At 66.8% G+C, this 14,349-nt stretch carries 16 protein-coding genes and 2 tRNA genes; 7 read left to right on the top strand and 11 right to left on the bottom strand.

Annotated features, from left to right (window positions below):
• The first annotated feature begins 33 nt into the window (after positions 1-33).
• Positions 34-1,920 (top strand): EAL domain-containing protein, encoded by a 1,887-nt coding sequence (locus tag AC5P7U_RS04690; protein WP_197563488.1) that lies wholly within the window; start codon positions 34-36, stop codon positions 1,918-1,920.
• A 1-nt stretch (position 1,921) separates the two neighbouring features.
• Entirely contained in the window at positions 1,922-4,123 is a 2,202-nt protein-coding gene (locus AC5P7U_RS04685) for an ATP-binding protein (RefSeq protein ID WP_308309337.1), read from the top strand.
• A 23-nt stretch (positions 4,124-4,146) separates the two neighbouring features.
• Here AC5P7U_RS04685 and bfr read toward each other — a convergent pair whose 3' ends face one another.
• The 3 genes from bfr to AC5P7U_RS04670 all read right to left on the bottom strand — a co-directional run bounded on the left by bfr (position 4,147) and on the right by AC5P7U_RS04670 (position 5,699).
• Entirely contained in the window at positions 4,147-4,617 is a 471-nt protein-coding gene (gene bfr / locus AC5P7U_RS04680) for a bacterioferritin (RefSeq protein WP_006473774.1), read from the bottom strand.
• A gap of 143 nt (positions 4,618-4,760) precedes the next feature.
• On the bottom strand, positions 4,761-4,970 hold the full coding sequence (locus AC5P7U_RS04675) for a (2Fe-2S)-binding protein (RefSeq protein ID WP_006473776.1): 210 nt from the start codon (positions 4,968-4,970) through the stop codon (positions 4,761-4,763).
• Positions 4,971-5,078: 108 nt separating this feature from the next.
• Positions 5,079-5,699 carry an RNA pyrophosphohydrolase gene (locus AC5P7U_RS04670; RefSeq protein ID WP_006473777.1) on the bottom strand — a complete coding sequence of 207 codons (621 nt, stop codon included), beginning with the start codon at positions 5,697-5,699 and terminating at the stop codon, positions 5,079-5,081.
• Between the two features lie 120 nt (positions 5,700-5,819).
• Between AC5P7U_RS04670 and AC5P7U_RS04665 the strand changes: the two genes are divergently transcribed.
• Together AC5P7U_RS04665 and AC5P7U_RS04660 are read left to right on the top strand one after the other, a co-directional pair.
• A tRNA-Met gene (locus AC5P7U_RS04665) sits at positions 5,820-5,896 on the top strand.
• A 55-nt stretch (positions 5,897-5,951) separates the two neighbouring features.
• Positions 5,952-6,026: transfer RNA gene (locus AC5P7U_RS04660), tRNA-Gln, on the top strand.
• A 282-nt stretch (positions 6,027-6,308) separates the two neighbouring features.
• Here AC5P7U_RS04660 and rpsI read toward each other — a convergent pair.
• Positions 6,309-6,701, bottom strand: a complete 393-nt coding sequence (gene rpsI / locus AC5P7U_RS04655) for a 30S ribosomal protein S9 (protein WP_005411311.1) — start codon at positions 6,699-6,701, stop codon at positions 6,309-6,311.
• A gap of 2 nt (positions 6,702-6,703) precedes the next feature.
• Positions 6,704-7,132: a 50S ribosomal protein L13 gene (gene rplM / locus AC5P7U_RS04650; RefSeq protein WP_005414692.1), complete on the bottom strand. Its 429-nt coding sequence runs from the start codon at positions 7,130-7,132 to the stop codon at positions 6,704-6,706.
• A gap of 196 nt (positions 7,133-7,328) precedes the next feature.
• Between rplM and coq7 the strand changes: the two genes are divergently transcribed.
• The gene (gene coq7, locus AC5P7U_RS04645) at positions 7,329-7,973 is read left to right on the top strand and encodes a 2-polyprenyl-3-methyl-6-methoxy-1,4-benzoquinone monooxygenase (protein WP_053509146.1); all 645 of its coding nucleotides are present in this window, start codon (positions 7,329-7,331) and stop codon (positions 7,971-7,973) included.
• An 87-nt stretch (positions 7,974-8,060) separates the two neighbouring features.
• Here the strand turns inward: coq7 and AC5P7U_RS04640 are convergent, their stop codons facing one another.
• Positions 8,061-8,381: a DMT family transporter gene (locus tag AC5P7U_RS04640; protein ID WP_005411314.1), complete on the bottom strand. Its 321-nt coding sequence runs from the start codon at positions 8,379-8,381 to the stop codon at positions 8,061-8,063.
• Between the two features lie 169 nt (positions 8,382-8,550).
• Entirely contained in the window at positions 8,551-9,345 is a 795-nt protein-coding gene (gene speD / locus AC5P7U_RS04635; protein WP_006473908.1) for an adenosylmethionine decarboxylase, read from the bottom strand.
• Between the two features lie 149 nt (positions 9,346-9,494).
• Between speD and crp the strand changes: the two genes are divergently transcribed.
• Both crp and AC5P7U_RS04625 read left to right on the top strand, forming a co-directional pair.
• Entirely contained in the window at positions 9,495-10,184 is a 690-nt protein-coding gene (gene crp, locus AC5P7U_RS04630; protein WP_010482649.1) for a cAMP-activated global transcriptional regulator CRP, read from the top strand.
• Positions 10,185-10,246: 62 nt separating this feature from the next.
• The gene (locus AC5P7U_RS04625) at positions 10,247-11,008 is read left to right on the top strand and encodes a sulfite exporter TauE/SafE family protein (protein ID WP_006473912.1); all 762 of its coding nucleotides are present in this window, start codon (positions 10,247-10,249) and stop codon (positions 11,006-11,008) included.
• A gap of 123 nt (positions 11,009-11,131) precedes the next feature.
• Here AC5P7U_RS04625 and AC5P7U_RS04620 read toward each other — a convergent pair whose 3' ends face one another.
• The 4 genes from AC5P7U_RS04620 to AC5P7U_RS04605 form a co-directional block, all read right to left on the bottom strand.
• A complete protein-coding gene (locus AC5P7U_RS04620) occupies positions 11,132-11,848 on the bottom strand; it encodes a haloacid dehalogenase-like hydrolase (protein WP_197564881.1) in 717 nt (238 codons plus the stop codon).
• Entirely contained in the window at positions 11,845-12,639 is a 795-nt protein-coding gene (gene trpC, locus AC5P7U_RS04615; RefSeq protein WP_014038737.1) for an indole-3-glycerol phosphate synthase TrpC, read from the bottom strand. Before trpC ends, AC5P7U_RS04620 begins: the two co-directional genes overlap by 4 nt.
• A 74-nt stretch (positions 12,640-12,713) precedes the next feature.
• Positions 12,714-13,745 (bottom strand): anthranilate phosphoribosyltransferase, encoded by a 1,032-nt coding sequence (trpD, locus tag AC5P7U_RS04610; RefSeq protein WP_006474036.1) that lies wholly within the window; start codon positions 13,743-13,745, stop codon positions 12,714-12,716.
• A 16-nt stretch (positions 13,746-13,761) separates the two neighbouring features.
• Positions 13,762-14,349, bottom strand: coding sequence for an anthranilate synthase component II (locus tag AC5P7U_RS04605; RefSeq protein ID WP_006474038.1), 588 nt, complete (start codon positions 14,347-14,349; stop codon positions 13,762-13,764).

Below are 14,349 nucleotides of genomic sequence, written 5' to 3'. Positions count from 1 at the left end.
GCCGCATAATGAAGGCGAACACCAGGAGCACCGATGGCCGCAATCGAATCCCCCGCGGGCGCCCGCCCGGGACGCGCTGAAACCCCTCCGGCCGATCATTGGCAACGCTGGGCCGTCGAGGCGGTCACCCACGCTCCCGCCGCACCGGCAGCGGTCACGGCACAGGGCGGCACGGCCGATGCGCCATCGATCAACAGCGCGCCGCCACCGCTTCCCGGCCCTTCAGCGCTGGCAGAAGCCGGCAACAACGACCAGGCGCCGCCGGCGTCCGATTCGCCCTATCGCGTGCTGATCGTCGAGGACGATCGCGCCCAGGCCCTGTTCGCGCAGAGCGTGCTGCACGGTGCCGGCATGCAGGCGATCGTGCACAGCGATGCCGACGGCGCGCTGCAGGCGATCAAGGACCACCGCCCGGACCTGATCCTGATGGACCTGCACCTGCCCGGGCTGGACGGCATGCGCCTGACCGCGCTGATCCGCCAGCAACCCGGCCTGCAGCTGCTGCCGATCGTATTCCTCAGCGGCGACCCGGACCCGGAGCGCCAGTTCGAAGTGCTCGACAGCGGCGCCGATGACTACCTGAGCAAGCCGATCCGCCCGCGCCACCTGATCGCCGCCGTGGCCAACCGCATCCGGCGCGCGCGTGCGCAGGCCGCGACCCTGCCAGGAGCCTCCGGTGCCCCGGCCACCAGCAATCCGGAAACCGGCCTGCCGACACGACACCACGTATTGCAGCAGCTCAACGCCGCGCTTGCCCACCGCGACCCGGGTGGCGTGTTGTTCGTCGAAGTCTCCAGCGCGCTGGGCCTGCGCGAGCGCTATGGCTATGCCGCCTTCGAACGCCTGATGGTGCAGGCCGGCCAGCGCCTGGCCGAGGCCGGCCATCCGCACCTGCTGGCACGCCTGAACGACAACAGCTTCCTGCTGCTGGCGCGCACCGCCGATGAAGACAGCCTGGAAGGCATCGCCGCGGCCCTGCGCGAACAGCTGTCGGCGCGCGCGTTCGTGATCCGCGATGACGAATCCGTGCACCTGCGCGGCGTGGTCGGCTATGCCCCGCTGTCCTCAGGTTTCGACGACGCCAACAGTGCCCTGGAAGCCGTCGAACGCACCACCCTGCAGGCGCGCCTGCTGAGCGCCGGCGTGGCCGGCCACGTACACCGCGAGGCGATCAGCGAACAGGAGCACCTGGCGCTGCTGGAGGGCCAGCTGGAGCTGGCCTACCAGCCGATCGTCGCCGTCGCCGGCGGCAACACCGCGCAGTACCAGCTGCTGCTGCGCCTGCGCCAGGCCGATGGCACGGTGCTGGCTGCCGGCCAGGTGATTCCGGCAGCGGAAGCCGCCGGGCGCATCGCCGACCTCGACCAGCAGGTGATGGACCATGCGCTGGGCCTGCTGGACCTGTACCGGCACGCGACCCAGCCGCTGAACCTGTTCGTCTCGCAGTCGCTGCGTACCCTGCAGCGCGATGCCTTCGCCGACTGGCTGCTGGAATCGCTGCACCAGCGCGACCTGCCCGGCAGCGCGCTGGTCATCGATGTGCGCCTGCCCGATGCGCTGATCCACACCGTGCCGCTGCTGCAGTTCTGCCAGCGCATGGCCGATGCCGGCGTGCGTTTCTGCCTCAGCCAGTTCGAACCGGGTGGGGAGGCCGATGCGTTGCTGACCCACCTTCCGTTGTCGTTCGTGCGCATGGCGGCACGCTTCTCCAGCAGCCACGCCAACCCTGCCACCCGCGAGGAACTGCGCAGGGCAATCGAACAGGCGCATGCGGCCGGGCTGCAGATCATCGGCCAGCAGATCGAAGACCCGCAGGCGGCGGCCGCGATGTGGGTGGGCGGCGTCGACTACATCCAGGGCAACATGGTGCAGTCGGCCGGCAGCGACCTGAACTTCGACTTCCACAACGCGGTGCTCTGACGTGCCGCTGTGGGGCGTGCTGCTGGTAGCCCTTGGTGCGGCCGCCATCACACTGCTGCTGTTGGGCCTGCGCCTGCGCGCGCGCAATCTTGCGCTGGCCCAGCTGCAGCGCGGGCACAGCGCTCTGGCCGCCGAACGCGACCAGCTGCGCCGTACCACCGAACGCCAGGGCCAACTGGAACAGCAGCTGCTGCAGGCCAAGCAGGCCGCCGAGGCCGCGGTGCTGGCCAAGGGCGAGTTCCTGGCCACGATGAGCCACGAGATCCGCACCCCGCTCAATGGCATCCTGCCGATGCTGGAGCTGATCGCGCGTGGACCGCTCGGCGAAGACCAGCGGCAGATGCTGGCCACCGCCTCGGCCAGTTCACAGCAGCTGCTGCGCATCGTCGACGACATCCTCGACTATTCACGGCTGGAAGCGCAGGCGCTGGAACTGGAGATCACCAGCTTCAACCTGCGTGACCTGCTCGATGGCGTGGTGCAGCTGATGCAGCGTGCCGCCGACGCCAAGGGCCTGTCGCTGGCGCTGCAGCTGGACCCGGCGGTGCGCCTGCCGGTACGCGGCGACCCGGTACGCCTGCGCCAGGTGCTGAGCAACCTGCTGGCCAACGCGATCAAGTTCACAGCACGCGGCCAGGTGCTGCTGCGCGTACAGCGGTTGGGAGAAGGCGCGGCGCAGCACCAGCTGCGCTTCGAGATCATCGACACCGGCATCGGCATCGACGAGGTGCTGCAGGCGCGGCTGTTCCAGTCCTTCAGCCAGGCCGACGCCTCCACCACCCGCCTCTACGGGGGTACCGGCCTGGGCCTGGCCATCTGCAAGCGCATCATCGACCTGATGCAGGGCCGCATCGGCGTGCAGTCCACGCCCGGCCAGGGCGCCACGTTCTGGTTCGAGATCCCGCTGCTGAAAGTACCCGGCGACCTGCCAGCCATGGCACGTCCACCCGCGCCACTGCTGCTGTACAGCACCGATGCGATCCTGCAGGCACGCGTCGAGCGCATCGCCGCCCACCATGGGCTGCAGGTGCAGGTGCTGGTACAGCCCGGTGCCGTGGTCGAGCGCCTGCGCGCGCCGCCACGCCCCGGGCAGCCGGCGCCGGCCTGGCTGCTGGTCGATGCGCATGCACGCCGTGCAGGTGAAGCCACGCTGCAGCAGGCCCTGGCCGAACGTGGCGAAGAAGATGCGCTGCAGGTGCTGTGGCTGCAGGACGACGCCGTTGCGGCGCGCCCGCGGCAGCAGCGGCTGCCCGCACGTTTCGATGATGCCGCCCTGCATGCGCTGCTGGCGGTGCCGGTCGCGCACGCGCGACCCGCCGCATTGCTGGCCAATGCTGAAGACGGAATGCCCGCGCCGACGTTGCCGCCGTTGCACCTGCGCGTGCTGCTGGTGGAAGACAACTCGGTCAACCGGATGGTGGCCGAGCAGCTGCTGCGCGTGTTCCAGTGCGAGGTGCGCAGCGCCGCCGATGGCGAGCAGGCATTGCTCGCCCTGCGCGAAGGTGGCGTGGACGTGGTGCTGATGGACTGCCAGATGCCGGTGCTGGATGGCTACGCCGCCACCCGTCATTGGCGCGCCGAGGAAACCGCATCCGGGCGGCTGCGGCTGCCGATCATCGCGATGACGGCCAATGCGATGGCCGGTGACCGCGAACGCTGCCTGCAGGCCGGCATGGACGACTACCTGTCCAAGCCGATCGCACGCGCCACGCTGCATGCGCTGTTGAAGCGCTGGGGGCAGCGCCCGGGCAATGCGGCCGCGTCGAACCTGCTCGGCGGCGATGCGCCTGCCATCGGTCGAATCCTGCCGGCCGAGCATGGCGCGGCCCTGCCAGGTACGAAGCGCCAGGCGGCGCCGCAACCGGTGCTGGATCGCGATGTACTGGACGAACTGCACGCGGTGATCGGCGAGAGCGCCAGCCAGATCGTCTCGGTGTTCCTGGACGATGCCCCGGCAATGGTGCAGCAACTGCAGCAGGCCGCGCATAATGGCGACGCGCCGCGCATGCAGGCGATCGCACACAGCCTCAAGTCATCGAGTGCGAACGTCGGCGCGTTGTCGCTGTCTGCGGTCGCGCAGCGGATCGAGCATGAAGCCCGCAGCGACAGCCTGCAGCGCCCTGCCGTGGCAGTGGCGCTGCTGGTGGCCGAATTCGCCCGCGCGCGCGTGGCGCTGACGGGTTACCTGGCACAGCATCGCTAGCGTCGAGCAAGCTCGACGCTACGTCACTCTTCCAGCTTGCTCAGCAGGTACTTCGGCTCGCCGATGCGCTCGATCAGGTCCAGCTGGGTTTCCAGCCAGTCGATGTGCTCTTCTTCCGAGTCGAGGATCTTCACGAACAGCTGGCGGCTGACGTAGTCGCCAACCGAATCGGAATAGGCCACGGCCTCGCGCAGGGTGACCACGCCGTCGCGTTCCAGCGACAGGTCGCACTGCAGGATCTCGGTCGGGTTCTCGCCGATGCGCAGCTTGCCCAGCGCCTGGAAGTTCGGCAGGCCTTCGAGGAACAGGATGCGGTCGGCGAGCATGTCGGCATGCTTCATCTCGTCGATCGATTCCTTGTACTCGTGTTCGGCCAGTTCCCTGATGCCCCAGTTCTTCAGCATCTTGGCGTGCAGGAAGTACTGGTTGATCGCGGTCAGCTCGTTGTAGAGGACCTTGTTGAGGAATTCGATGACCTTGGTGTCGCCCTTCATGGGGATGCTCCTGCACGCTGAAAACGCAGGCACTTTAGCGCCTTGCGCAGCCTCGTGAAGGAACGCGAATCGTGCGCATTGGCCTGTGCGGCCAGCAGTGAAGGATGCGAAAGCGCGGCGTCAACGCGCCGCGAAAGAAACGGTCAGGCGACCTGGGCCAGGCCCAATACCGGCAGCGGCAGATCGTGGGTGGCGCGTGCCTTGGCCAGCAGCTCGCCGGCCATGTCCAGGCAGGAACCGCAGGTGGCACCACAGCCGGTACGCATGGTCAGTTCGGCCACCGTGCTGACGCCATTGCCGGCGGCTTCGCGGATCTGGTGGTCGGTGACTCCGTTGCAGATGCAGACGTACACAGGCGGGAACCGGGCTGACAGGCCAGAAGCGGCCTGTTGGCTATTCCAATGGAAACGAGAATGGTTGTCAATCAGAGACCTGAACCATTCTCGATACCGTTCAGCCCGTCAGCTGGCCGGGCCGTCGCCCTGTGCCTTCTTGGGCCAATAGCCCCGGGTCCGCGGGCGCTTGCGGGGTCGCTCGTGCCCGGCCGTATGGCCTGGCATCCAGGCCTCGGCGGCGCTCTTGGGCATGGCGGTGACGCCCTTCCCGGCCACGCCACGCGCCAACGGCGCAAGGTGACGCAGGGCGCGCGCATAGACGCCGCGCTTGAACATCACCACATGCTCCACCGGGTACCAGAAGTCCACCCAACGCCAATGGTCGAACTCGGGCGAATCGGTGTGGTCCAGCTTCACATGGGATTCGTCGCCGGTCAGGCGCAGCAGGAACCAGACCTGCTTCTGGCCGATGCAGACCTGCCGCTCGTTGCGGCGGATGGCCCGCGCCGGCAGCTTGTAGCGCAGCCAGCCGGGTGTCGCCCCGAGCACTTCCACATGCTCAGGCAGCAGGCCGGTCTCTTCCTGCAGTTCACGATACATGGCCTCGACAGGCGTCTCGTCGGTGTTCATGCCACCCTGCGGGAACTGCCAGCCGTCCCGGCGCACCCGTCGTGCCCAGAACACCTGACCATCCTGCCGCATCAGCACGATGCCGACGTTCGGTCGATAGCCGTCCGGATCGATCACGATGCGGACTCCTAAAAAATCTACTGGCCGGGACTATCCCATGCCCTCTGCCGCCCCACAAGCACGATACAAAAGTGTTGACAGGGGCGATACACATCCGCAGAATAGCGGGCTCACCAAGGCTATGTAGCTCAGCCGGTTAGAGCACAGCACTCATAATGCTGGGGTCGGTGGTTCGAGTCCACCCATAGCCACCACACTGAAAATCAAGTTGTTTTCCAGTGTGAAAAGTGAGAAAATAGTTGCACGTTTTGCCCCGTCGCCAAGCGGTAAGGCACCTGACTCTGACTCAGGCATTCGGTGGTTCGAATCCATCCGGGGCAGCCAAATTAAAAGCAAAAGGCCAGATCGAAAGATCTGGCCTTTTGCTTTTAATTTGGTCGCGCATTCCACCTTATCCCCGCGCCTGTCGGCGCGCCCCCTTGAACAACAAGGGGGCTCCTCCCCAGAGAGAACCTCGGGGTCGGATCCTTCGAAACCATGGGTAGTGCCGGCCGCTGGCCGGCAACCTGGAAATGCATGACTCCGAAACGACAAAAGCCCGGCCGAAGCCGGGCTTTTGCTTTCCAACCAGCGGGCTCCCGAGGGAGCCCAACCAGGCGCAGCGGATCAGCGCTTGGAGAACTGGGTGGCGCGGCGGGCCTTGTGCAGACCGACCTTCTTACGCTCGACTTCACGGGCGTCACGGGTCATGAAACCGGCCTTGCGCAGCTCGGACTTCAGGGTCTCGTCGTACTCGACCAGAGCACGGGCGATGCCCAGACGGATCGCACCGGCCTGGCCGGTGGTGCCGCCGCCAGCGGCGGTGACCAGGATGTCGAAGCTTTCGGTGTTCTTGGTCAGCTCGAGCGGCTGGCGCACGATCATGCGCGCGGTCTCACGACCGAAGAACTCGTCCAGCGGACGGCCATTGACGGTGATGTTGCCCGAACCCTTGCGCAGGAACACGCGAGCGGTGGAGGACTTGCGGCGGCCAGTGCCGTAGTTTTGAGTGATAGCCATGATTAGATATCCAGAACCTGCGGCTGCTGTGCGGCGTGCGGATGCTCAGTGCCGGCGTAGACCTTGAGCTTGCGGTACATCTGGCGACCCAGCGGGCCCTTCGGCAGCATGCCCTTCACGGCGATCTCGATCACGCGCTCCGGGTGGCGCTCCAGCGCCTGGGCCAGGGATTCGGTCTTCAGGTTGCCGATGTAACCGGTGAAACGGTGATACATCTTGTCCTGCAGCTTCTTGCCGGTGACGGCAATCTTTTCTGCATTGATGACGACCAGGTAGTCGCCGGTATCAACGTGCGGGGTATAGACCGGCTTGTGCTTGCCACGCAGACGGCGGGCCAGCTCGGTGGCGAGACGGCCCAGGGTCTTGCCCTCGGCGTCGACGAGGTACCAGTCGCGCTGGACGGTCTCGTTCTTGGCAGTGAAAGTGCTCATGAAGAACTCTAGGTTAGGTCGGGCTCATTGCGGCGAAAGGCTCGCCGGAACTCTGCCACGCGTTGTGAAAAGGTGAAGCGTAAGAGGCGGGATTGTACGCACCCTGCCCGCCTGGCGCAAGTCGCCCCCGTCCCCGGGTTGGCAGGGCGGCAGGGCCGGGCGAGAATCGGGCCCTCCCCGCCCCACCCGTACCGCCATGACCGCACTCCGCCAGACCACCCCGCTGGACCACCTGCTGACCGAGGCGCAGCGCGCCCTGGACACGGTGTTCGGCAACCCGCCGGCGGCCCGCCCCTACCCGGCCGCGGACACCGACGAGCCGGGCATGGACAGCACCGAGCGCCGCCACGCGGCGGGCCTGATGCGGATCAACCACGTCGGCGAGGTCTGCGCGCAGGGCCTGTATTTCGGCCAGGCGGCGGTGGCCCGCGACCCGGCCACGCGTGAACACCTGCTGGAAGCCGCCCAGGAAGAGACCGACCACCTGGCCTGGTGCGCCACCCGGCTGGGCGAGCTCGACAGCCGTCCCAGCCTGTTCAACCCGCTGTGGTACGCCGGCAGCTACACCATCGGCACCCTGGCCGGGCTGCGCGGTGACGGCTGGAACCTGGGCTTCGTGGTCGAAACCGAGCGCCAGGTGGAGGCCCATCTGGACGAGCACCTGGTCGACCTGCCGGCAGGTGACCTGCGCAGCCGCGCCGTCATCCAGGTGATGAAGGACGACGAGGCCCGCCATGCGGAACACGCCGAACAGGCCGGCGCCCGCCGCCTGCCGTTCCCGATTCCGGGGGCGATGGCGCTGGCCTCCAGGGTGATGAAGACCATCGCTTACCGGCTGTAAGCCCCAGGTAGTGCCGGCCGCTGGCCGGCAACCTCCTGATCTTCGGCGGTGCCTACCGGGTTGCCGGCCAGCGGCCGGCACTACCGATTAATTGGGCGAGACCAGCTTCAGGCCGATCACGCCGGCCACGATCAGGCCGACGCAGGCCAGGCGGGCCGGCGATGCGCTGTCGTTGAACAGGTAGATGCCCAGCACCGCCACGCCCATGGCGCCGATACCGGTCCAGATCGCGTAGGCCGTGCCGACCGGGATGCTCTTCATCGCCTGGCTCATCAGGTACAGGCTGATCAGGGCGGACACCACCGTGGCAGCGGTGGGCAGGGGTTTACTGAAGCCTTCGGAGTACTTCATTCCAAGGGCGAAACCGATCTCGAACAGGCCGGCCAGCAGCAGGTAGATCCAGGGCATGGGTGGGGGCTCCTTACCTTTTTTGAAAAAACGAAACGGCCCGGTGTTTTCACACCGGGCCGTGGGTCGGTACATCACCGTGGAGCCATGACGCTTGCGCGGTACAGGGGCTCCACAGGGCGGGTCGTCCCGCCTGGGTGGCGATGCCTGCGGGCATCGCGCATGGGGCTTACTCGGACAGGTTGCGGCCGTGGAACAGCTCTTCGATCTCGCGCTTGAGCAGCGCTTCGATCTTCATGCGTTCCTTGAACGACAGGTTCTTGGCCTTTTCCTCGAACAGGTACTGGTCCAGGTCGAAGTCCTTCAGGTGCATCTTGGTGTGGAAGATGTTTTCCTGGTAGACGTTGACGTCGAACATCTCGTAGCGCGACTTGATGTTCTTGGCCAGGAAGTTCTGGATCGAGTTGATCTTGTGGTCGATGTAGTGCTTCTTGCCCTTCACATCGCGGGTGAAGCCACGGACGCGGTAATCCATGATCACGATGTCCGACTCAAGGCTTTCGATCAGGTAGTTCAGGGCCTTCAGCGGGGAAATGACGCCACAGGTGGCCACGTCGATGTCCGCGCGGAACGTCGCGATACCTTCCTGCGGATGGGTTTCCGGGTAGGTATGGACGGTGATGTGGCTCTTGTCCATGTGCGCGACCACGGCGTCGGAGATCAGCTCCTTGCCGGCCTGCTTCTTGTCGATCACCGGCTCTTCGGAGATCAGGATGGTCACCGAGGCACCCTGCGGGTCGTAGTCCTGGCGGGCCACGTTCAGGATGTTGGCGCCGATGATCTCGGCGACATCGGTCAAGATTTGAGTCAGCCTGTCGGCGTTGTACTCTTCATCGATGTATTCAATGTAACGCTGACGCTCCTCTTCGGTGCGCGCGTAACACACGTCATAGATGTTGAAGCTCAGCGCCTTGGTGAGGTTGTTGAAACCCTGCAGCCTCAGGCGAGGCAACGGCTTGACCACGGCGGTCGATTCCTGTGTAAGAAGGGAAAGGGGGAATTATGGGGCAAACTGCCCCCGGGGGGAACGTGAAGACGCAAGAGTTCTGGCACACTGTTTGCCCTTAACAATTGCGCTGGTTAAGCTCCGCTATCGACCCCGTGAATCCGTTCATGCGCAGAGGGAGCGCCCCTATCGTGTCAACCGTGCGCCTAGCTAGCAGTCCACTGGCCCTGGATATCGCCACCATCGATCGCTTCCTGGCGCACAGCCACAGGCGGCGATATCCCACCCGTACCGACGTCTTCCGACCCGGTGACCCGGCGGGAACCCTGTATTACGTCATCAGCGGCTCGGTCTCGATCATGGCCGAGGAAGATGACGATCGCGAGCTTGTGCTGGGCTACTTCGGTGCCGGCGAGTTCGTGGGCGAGATGGGCCTGTTCGTCGAATCGGACCGCCGCGAGGTGATCCTGCGGACCCGTACCGCCTGTGAACTGGCCGAAATCAGCTACGAACGCCTGCACCAGCTGTTCCTCGGCCCGCTGTCGGCCGACGCCCCGCGCCTGCTGTATGCGCTGGGCCAGCAGATCTCCAAGCGCCTGCTCGACACCAGCCGCAAGGCCAGCCGCCTGGCGTTCCTGGACGTTACCGACCGGATCGTGCGCACCCTGCACGACCTGGCGCAGGAGCCGGAGGCGATGAGCCATCCGCAGGGCAGCCAGCTGCGCGTCTCGCGCCAGGAACTGGCGCGCCTGGTCGGCTGCTCGCGCGAGATGGCCGGCCGCGTGCTGAAGAAGCTGCAGACCGACGGCCTGCTGCATGCACGCGGCAAGACCGTGGTGCTGTACGGCACCCGTTGACCGTTGAGCACCCGGTGGGTGCGGACCTTGGTCCGCACTCCTTTGCGCGCTAGGCTCGGTGCATGGAACTGAGCAGCGCATTCTGGTGGTTCATCCTCATCGGCCTCGGCGCACAGCTGGTCGACGGCGCACTGGGCATGGCGTTTGGGCTGGTGTCGTCGTCGGTGATGCTGGCCATGGGCATTCCGCCCGCGCAGGCCAGCGCCGCCATCCACACCGCCGAGGTCTTCACCACTGGCGCCTCCGGTGTGTCGCATCTGGTCGCCGGCAATGTCGATAAGCGCTTGTTCCTGCGCCTCGCCCTGCCCGGCGCGGTAGGCGGCGCAGTCGGTGCCTACGGGCTGACCCAGCTGCCCGGCGAGGTGATCCGCCCGCTCATCTATCTCTACCTGCTGGTGCTGGCCATCATCATCCTGGCCCGTGCCGCCGGCCGCCTGATGCCCAAGGGCGAGGTCAAGCGGGTACCCGTGCTGGGCTTCGTGGCTGGCTTCCTGGATGCCAGCGGCGGTGGCGGATGGGGACCGGTAGCCACCTCCACCCTGCTCGCCCGTGGCGGCCAGGCGCGCACCACCATCGGCACGGTGAACGCCGCCGAGTTCGTGGTCACCCTGACGGTTTCAGCAACGTTCCTGCTGTCGATGGGCCTGCATCACCTGCAGATCGTGGCCGGCCTGCTGATCGGCGGGATGATGGCTGCCCCGGTGGCCGCACTGCTGGTGAAGCGCCTGAAGGAGCGCTGGGTGCTGGTGGCCGTCGGCGTGCTGGTGCTGGGCATCAGCCTGTTCCAGATCGGCCACGCGCTGAGCGGGTACCTGGCGCGCTGAGCGCTCGCCGGGCATGGCCCTGCGATGCATGCACGGCGTTCGGTAGTGCCGGCCGCTGGCCGGCAACCTCATGATCTGCGGAGGGGCGTGCCACATTGCCGGCCAGCGGCCGGCACTACCGCATTACGCCTTCTCGCCACCGCGGTCGACGCAACCCCAGTTGAGGATGCGGGTGCCGGCCGGCAGCACGCGGCGGAAGAAGTCCACCTTGCCCGGCTTCGGGTTCACCACCACCGGCGCCCTGGCGGCCAGCAACAGCGGCAGGTCGGCAGTGCTGTCGGAATAGGCAATGTCGATATCGCCATAGCCGCGCTCGCGCAGCATGCGCATCTTCTCTTCGTTGTGGCAGTGACGGGTCGGGCCGACCCCGCCCAGTCGCGGGCCGACCTCGGTGCCGATCACCGGCACGTCCTGGTGGGCGACAAAGGCCAGGATCGCGCGCGCCAGCTCTGGGGGCGCGCCGGTGGCGACCACGACGCGATCGCCCTTGGCGCGATGCGCCGCAAAGACGTCCAGCGCCTGCGGCAGCAGCTTGGCGCGCATCTGCGCCTCATTGCGCAGCACGTAGGCGTCAATCACCTTGTTGAAGTCGCGCGCGCGATGCAGGCCGAAGCTGCCGATCCATACATAGACCGAAATGCCGGCACGACGGGTCGGCAGCATCGCCACCATCGGCCCGGCGATCGGCGTGACCAGCAGCGCGGCCAGCATGCGCAGCGGATTGCGCTTGATCAGCGAGGCAAACAGGTGGGTGCCCGAATCGCCGTCGTAGAGGGTGTGGTCGAAGTCGAAGACCACCAGCGGCGCATCCCCGCGCGGCGTTGGATAGTGCGTTGTCATGCTGCGAAGAATAGCTGACGCAGGCCCTCGCCCGGCTCTTCCACGCGCATGAAGGCCTCGCCGACCAGGAACGCGTGGATGCCGGCGTCGCGCATCAGCGCCACGTCCTGCGGGCCGAGGATGCCGCTCTCGGTCACCAGCAGGCGGTCGCGCGGCACGGCGTTCTGCATGTCCAGCGTGGTCTGCAGCGAGACCTCGAAGGTGCGCAGGTTGCGGTTGTTGATGCCGATCATCGGCGCCGGCACCTGCAGCGCGCGCTCCAGTTCATCGATGTCGTGCACTTCCACCAGCACGTCCATGCCCAGCGACAGCGCCAGTTCGGACAGGGTGGCCAGCTGGGTATCGTCCAGCGCGGCAACGATCAGCAGGATGCAGTCGGCGCCCAGCACGCGCGCCTCGTACACCTGGTAGGCGTCGATCACGAAGTCCTTGCGCAGCACCGGCAGCGTGCAGGCCTCGCGGGCCTGCTGCAGGTAGGCGTCGGCGCCCTGGAAGAAATCGACGTCGGTCAGCACCGACAGGCAGCTGGCACCGCCGAACTCGTAACTGACGGCGATGTCGGCCGGGCGGAAGTCCGGGCGGATCACGCCCTTGGACGGGCTGGCCTTCTTCACCTCGGCGATCACCGCCGGGTCGCCGTTGGCCACCGCGGCCTGCAGCGCGCGCACGAAGCCACGTACCGGCGGGGCGCTGGCCAGGGCGGCCTGCAGCTCCTCGAGCGGGCGCTGGGCGCGGCGCTGGGCCACTTCTTCGGCCTTGCGGGCCAGGATCGTCTGCAGGATGTCGCTCATCGTCGTCGGTTCAATGCGGGGGCGGTGAGGACGGCCATTATCGGCCATCGGGTGGGTCAGGCTGAACCGCGCGCTCAGGCAACCAGCGCGCGGGTGGTGTCAACGTACTGCTGCAGGCGCTGGCGGGCGCTGCCGTTGGCGATGGCGGCACGGGCGCGGGCCAGGCCGTCGCCGATGTCGCTGGCCACGCCGGCCACGTACAGGGCGGCACCGGCGTTCAGGGCAACAATGTCCAGCGCCGGGCCCGGGGTGTTGTCCAGCACCGCGCGCAGCATCGCGATGGACTGCTCCGGGCTGTCCACGCGCAGGTTGCGGCTGGCCGACATGGCAATGCCGAAGTCCTCCGGATGGATCTCGTACTCGCGCACCTTGCCATCGCGCAGCTCGCCCACCAGGGTGCCGGCACCCAGCGAGATCTCGTCCATGTTGTCGCGGCCCCAGACCACCATGGCGCGCTCGGTGCCCAGCTCGCGCAGCACGCGCGCCTGGATGCCGACCAGATCGGGATGGAACACGCCCATCAGCACCGACGGTGCGCTGGCCGGGTTGGTCAGCGGGCCGAGGATGTTGAAGATGGTGCGCACGCCCATCTCGCGGCGTACCGGCGCCACTACCTTCATCGACGGATGATGGATCGGCGCGAACATGAAGCCGATGCCGGTCTGTTCGATCGCAGCGGCCACCTGGGCCGGCTGCAGTTCGATGGCCGCGCCCAGCGCTTCCACCGCATCGGCGCTGCCGGATTTGGACGACACACTGCGGTTGCCGTGCTTGGCCACGCGCGCACCGGCGGCGGCGGCGACGAACATCGCGCAGGTGGAGATGTTGAAGGTGTGCGAGCCATCGCCACCGGTGCCGACGATATCGACCAGGTGGGTGGGATCGGCCACCGGCACCGCCAGCGCGAACTCGCGCATCACGGTGGCCGCTGCGGCGATCTCGTCGATGGTTTCCTTCTTCACCCGCAGGCCGGTGAGGATGGCGGCGGTCATCATCGGCGAGACGTCGCCGCGCATGATCTGCCGCATCAGGTCGACCATTTCGTCGAAGAAGATTTCGCGGTGCTCGATGGTGCGCTGCAGGGCTTCCTGGGGGGAGAAGCTCATGGGAATGCTCCTTGGATCAGGCCGCCGGGCGCTGCAGGAAATTGCGCAGCAGGGCGTGGCCGTGTTCGGTGAGGATGGATTCGGGATGGAACTGCACGCCTTCCACCGGGAACTGGCGGTGGCGCAGGCCCATGATCTCTTCGATCGAGCCGTCCTCGTTCTCGGTCCAGGCGGTCACTTCCAGGCAGTCCGGCAGGCGGTTCTTGTCCACCACCAGCGAGTGGTAGCGGGTGGCCTGGTAACGGTCCGGCAGGCCGGCGAACACGCCCTTGCCCTGGTGGCGGATGGGCGAAGTCTTGCCGTGCATGATGTTGCCGGCGCGGATGACCGTACCGCCGTAGACCTGGCCGATGCCCTGGTGGCCCAGGCAGACGCCGAGGATCGGGGTGGTCGGGCCCAGGCGCTCGATCAGTTCCAGCGACACGCCCGCTTCATTGGGTGTGCACGGGCCAGGCGAGATGACGATGCGCTCGGGTTTCTGCGCGGCAATCTCATCCACGCTCATCGCATCGTTGCGCACCACCTTCACCTCGGCGCCGAGCGTCTGCAGGTACTGCACGAGGTTGTAGGTGAAGCTGTCGTAGTTGTCGATCATCCACAACAT

Source organism: Stenotrophomonas sp. YJH_SMC_57, from assembly GCF_059369755.1.
Note: the sequence above shows the minus strand (reverse complement) of the source record. Positions and strands in the feature narration are given on the sequence as shown.

What these genes read in the sequence shown, in the direction of transcription:
- crp (WP_010482649.1), top strand. Translation starts at nt 9,495, where the DNA reads ATGCGCAGAGGGAGCGCCCCTATCGTGTCAACCGTGCGCCTAGCTAGC.
- AC5P7U_RS04690 (WP_197563488.1), top strand. Translation starts at nt 34, where the DNA reads ATGGCCGCAATCGAATCCCCCGCGGGCGCCCGCCCGGGACGCGCTGAA.
- coq7 (WP_053509146.1), top strand. Translation starts at nt 7,329, where the DNA reads ATGACCGCACTCCGCCAGACCACCCCGCTGGACCACCTGCTGACCGAG.
- trpC (WP_014038737.1), bottom strand. Translation starts at nt 12,639, where the DNA reads ATGAGCGACATCCTGCAGACGATCCTGGCCCGCAAGGCCGAAGAAGTG.
- rpsI (WP_005411311.1), bottom strand. Translation starts at nt 6,701, where the DNA reads ATGGCTATCACTCAAAACTACGGCACTGGCCGCCGCAAGTCCTCCACC.
- trpD (WP_006474036.1), bottom strand. Translation starts at nt 13,745, where the DNA reads ATGAGCTTCTCCCCCCAGGAAGCCCTGCAGCGCACCATCGAGCACCGC.
- bfr (WP_006473774.1), bottom strand. Translation starts at nt 4,617, where the DNA reads ATGAAGGGCGACACCAAGGTCATCGAATTCCTCAACAAGGTCCTCTAC.
- AC5P7U_RS04605 (WP_006474038.1), bottom strand. Translation starts at nt 14,349, where the DNA reads ATGTTGTGGATGATCGACAACTACGACAGCTTCACCTACAACCTCGTG.
- AC5P7U_RS04625 (WP_006473912.1), top strand. Translation starts at nt 10,247, where the DNA reads ATGGAACTGAGCAGCGCATTCTGGTGGTTCATCCTCATCGGCCTCGGC.
- AC5P7U_RS04640 (WP_005411314.1), bottom strand. Translation starts at nt 8,381, where the DNA reads ATGCCCTGGATCTACCTGCTGCTGGCCGGCCTGTTCGAGATCGGTTTC.
- rplM (WP_005414692.1), bottom strand. Translation starts at nt 7,132, where the DNA reads ATGAGCACTTTCACTGCCAAGAACGAGACCGTCCAGCGCGACTGGTAC.
- AC5P7U_RS04620 (WP_197564881.1), bottom strand. Translation starts at nt 11,848, where the DNA reads ATGACAACGCACTATCCAACGCCGCGCGGGGATGCGCCGCTGGTGGTC.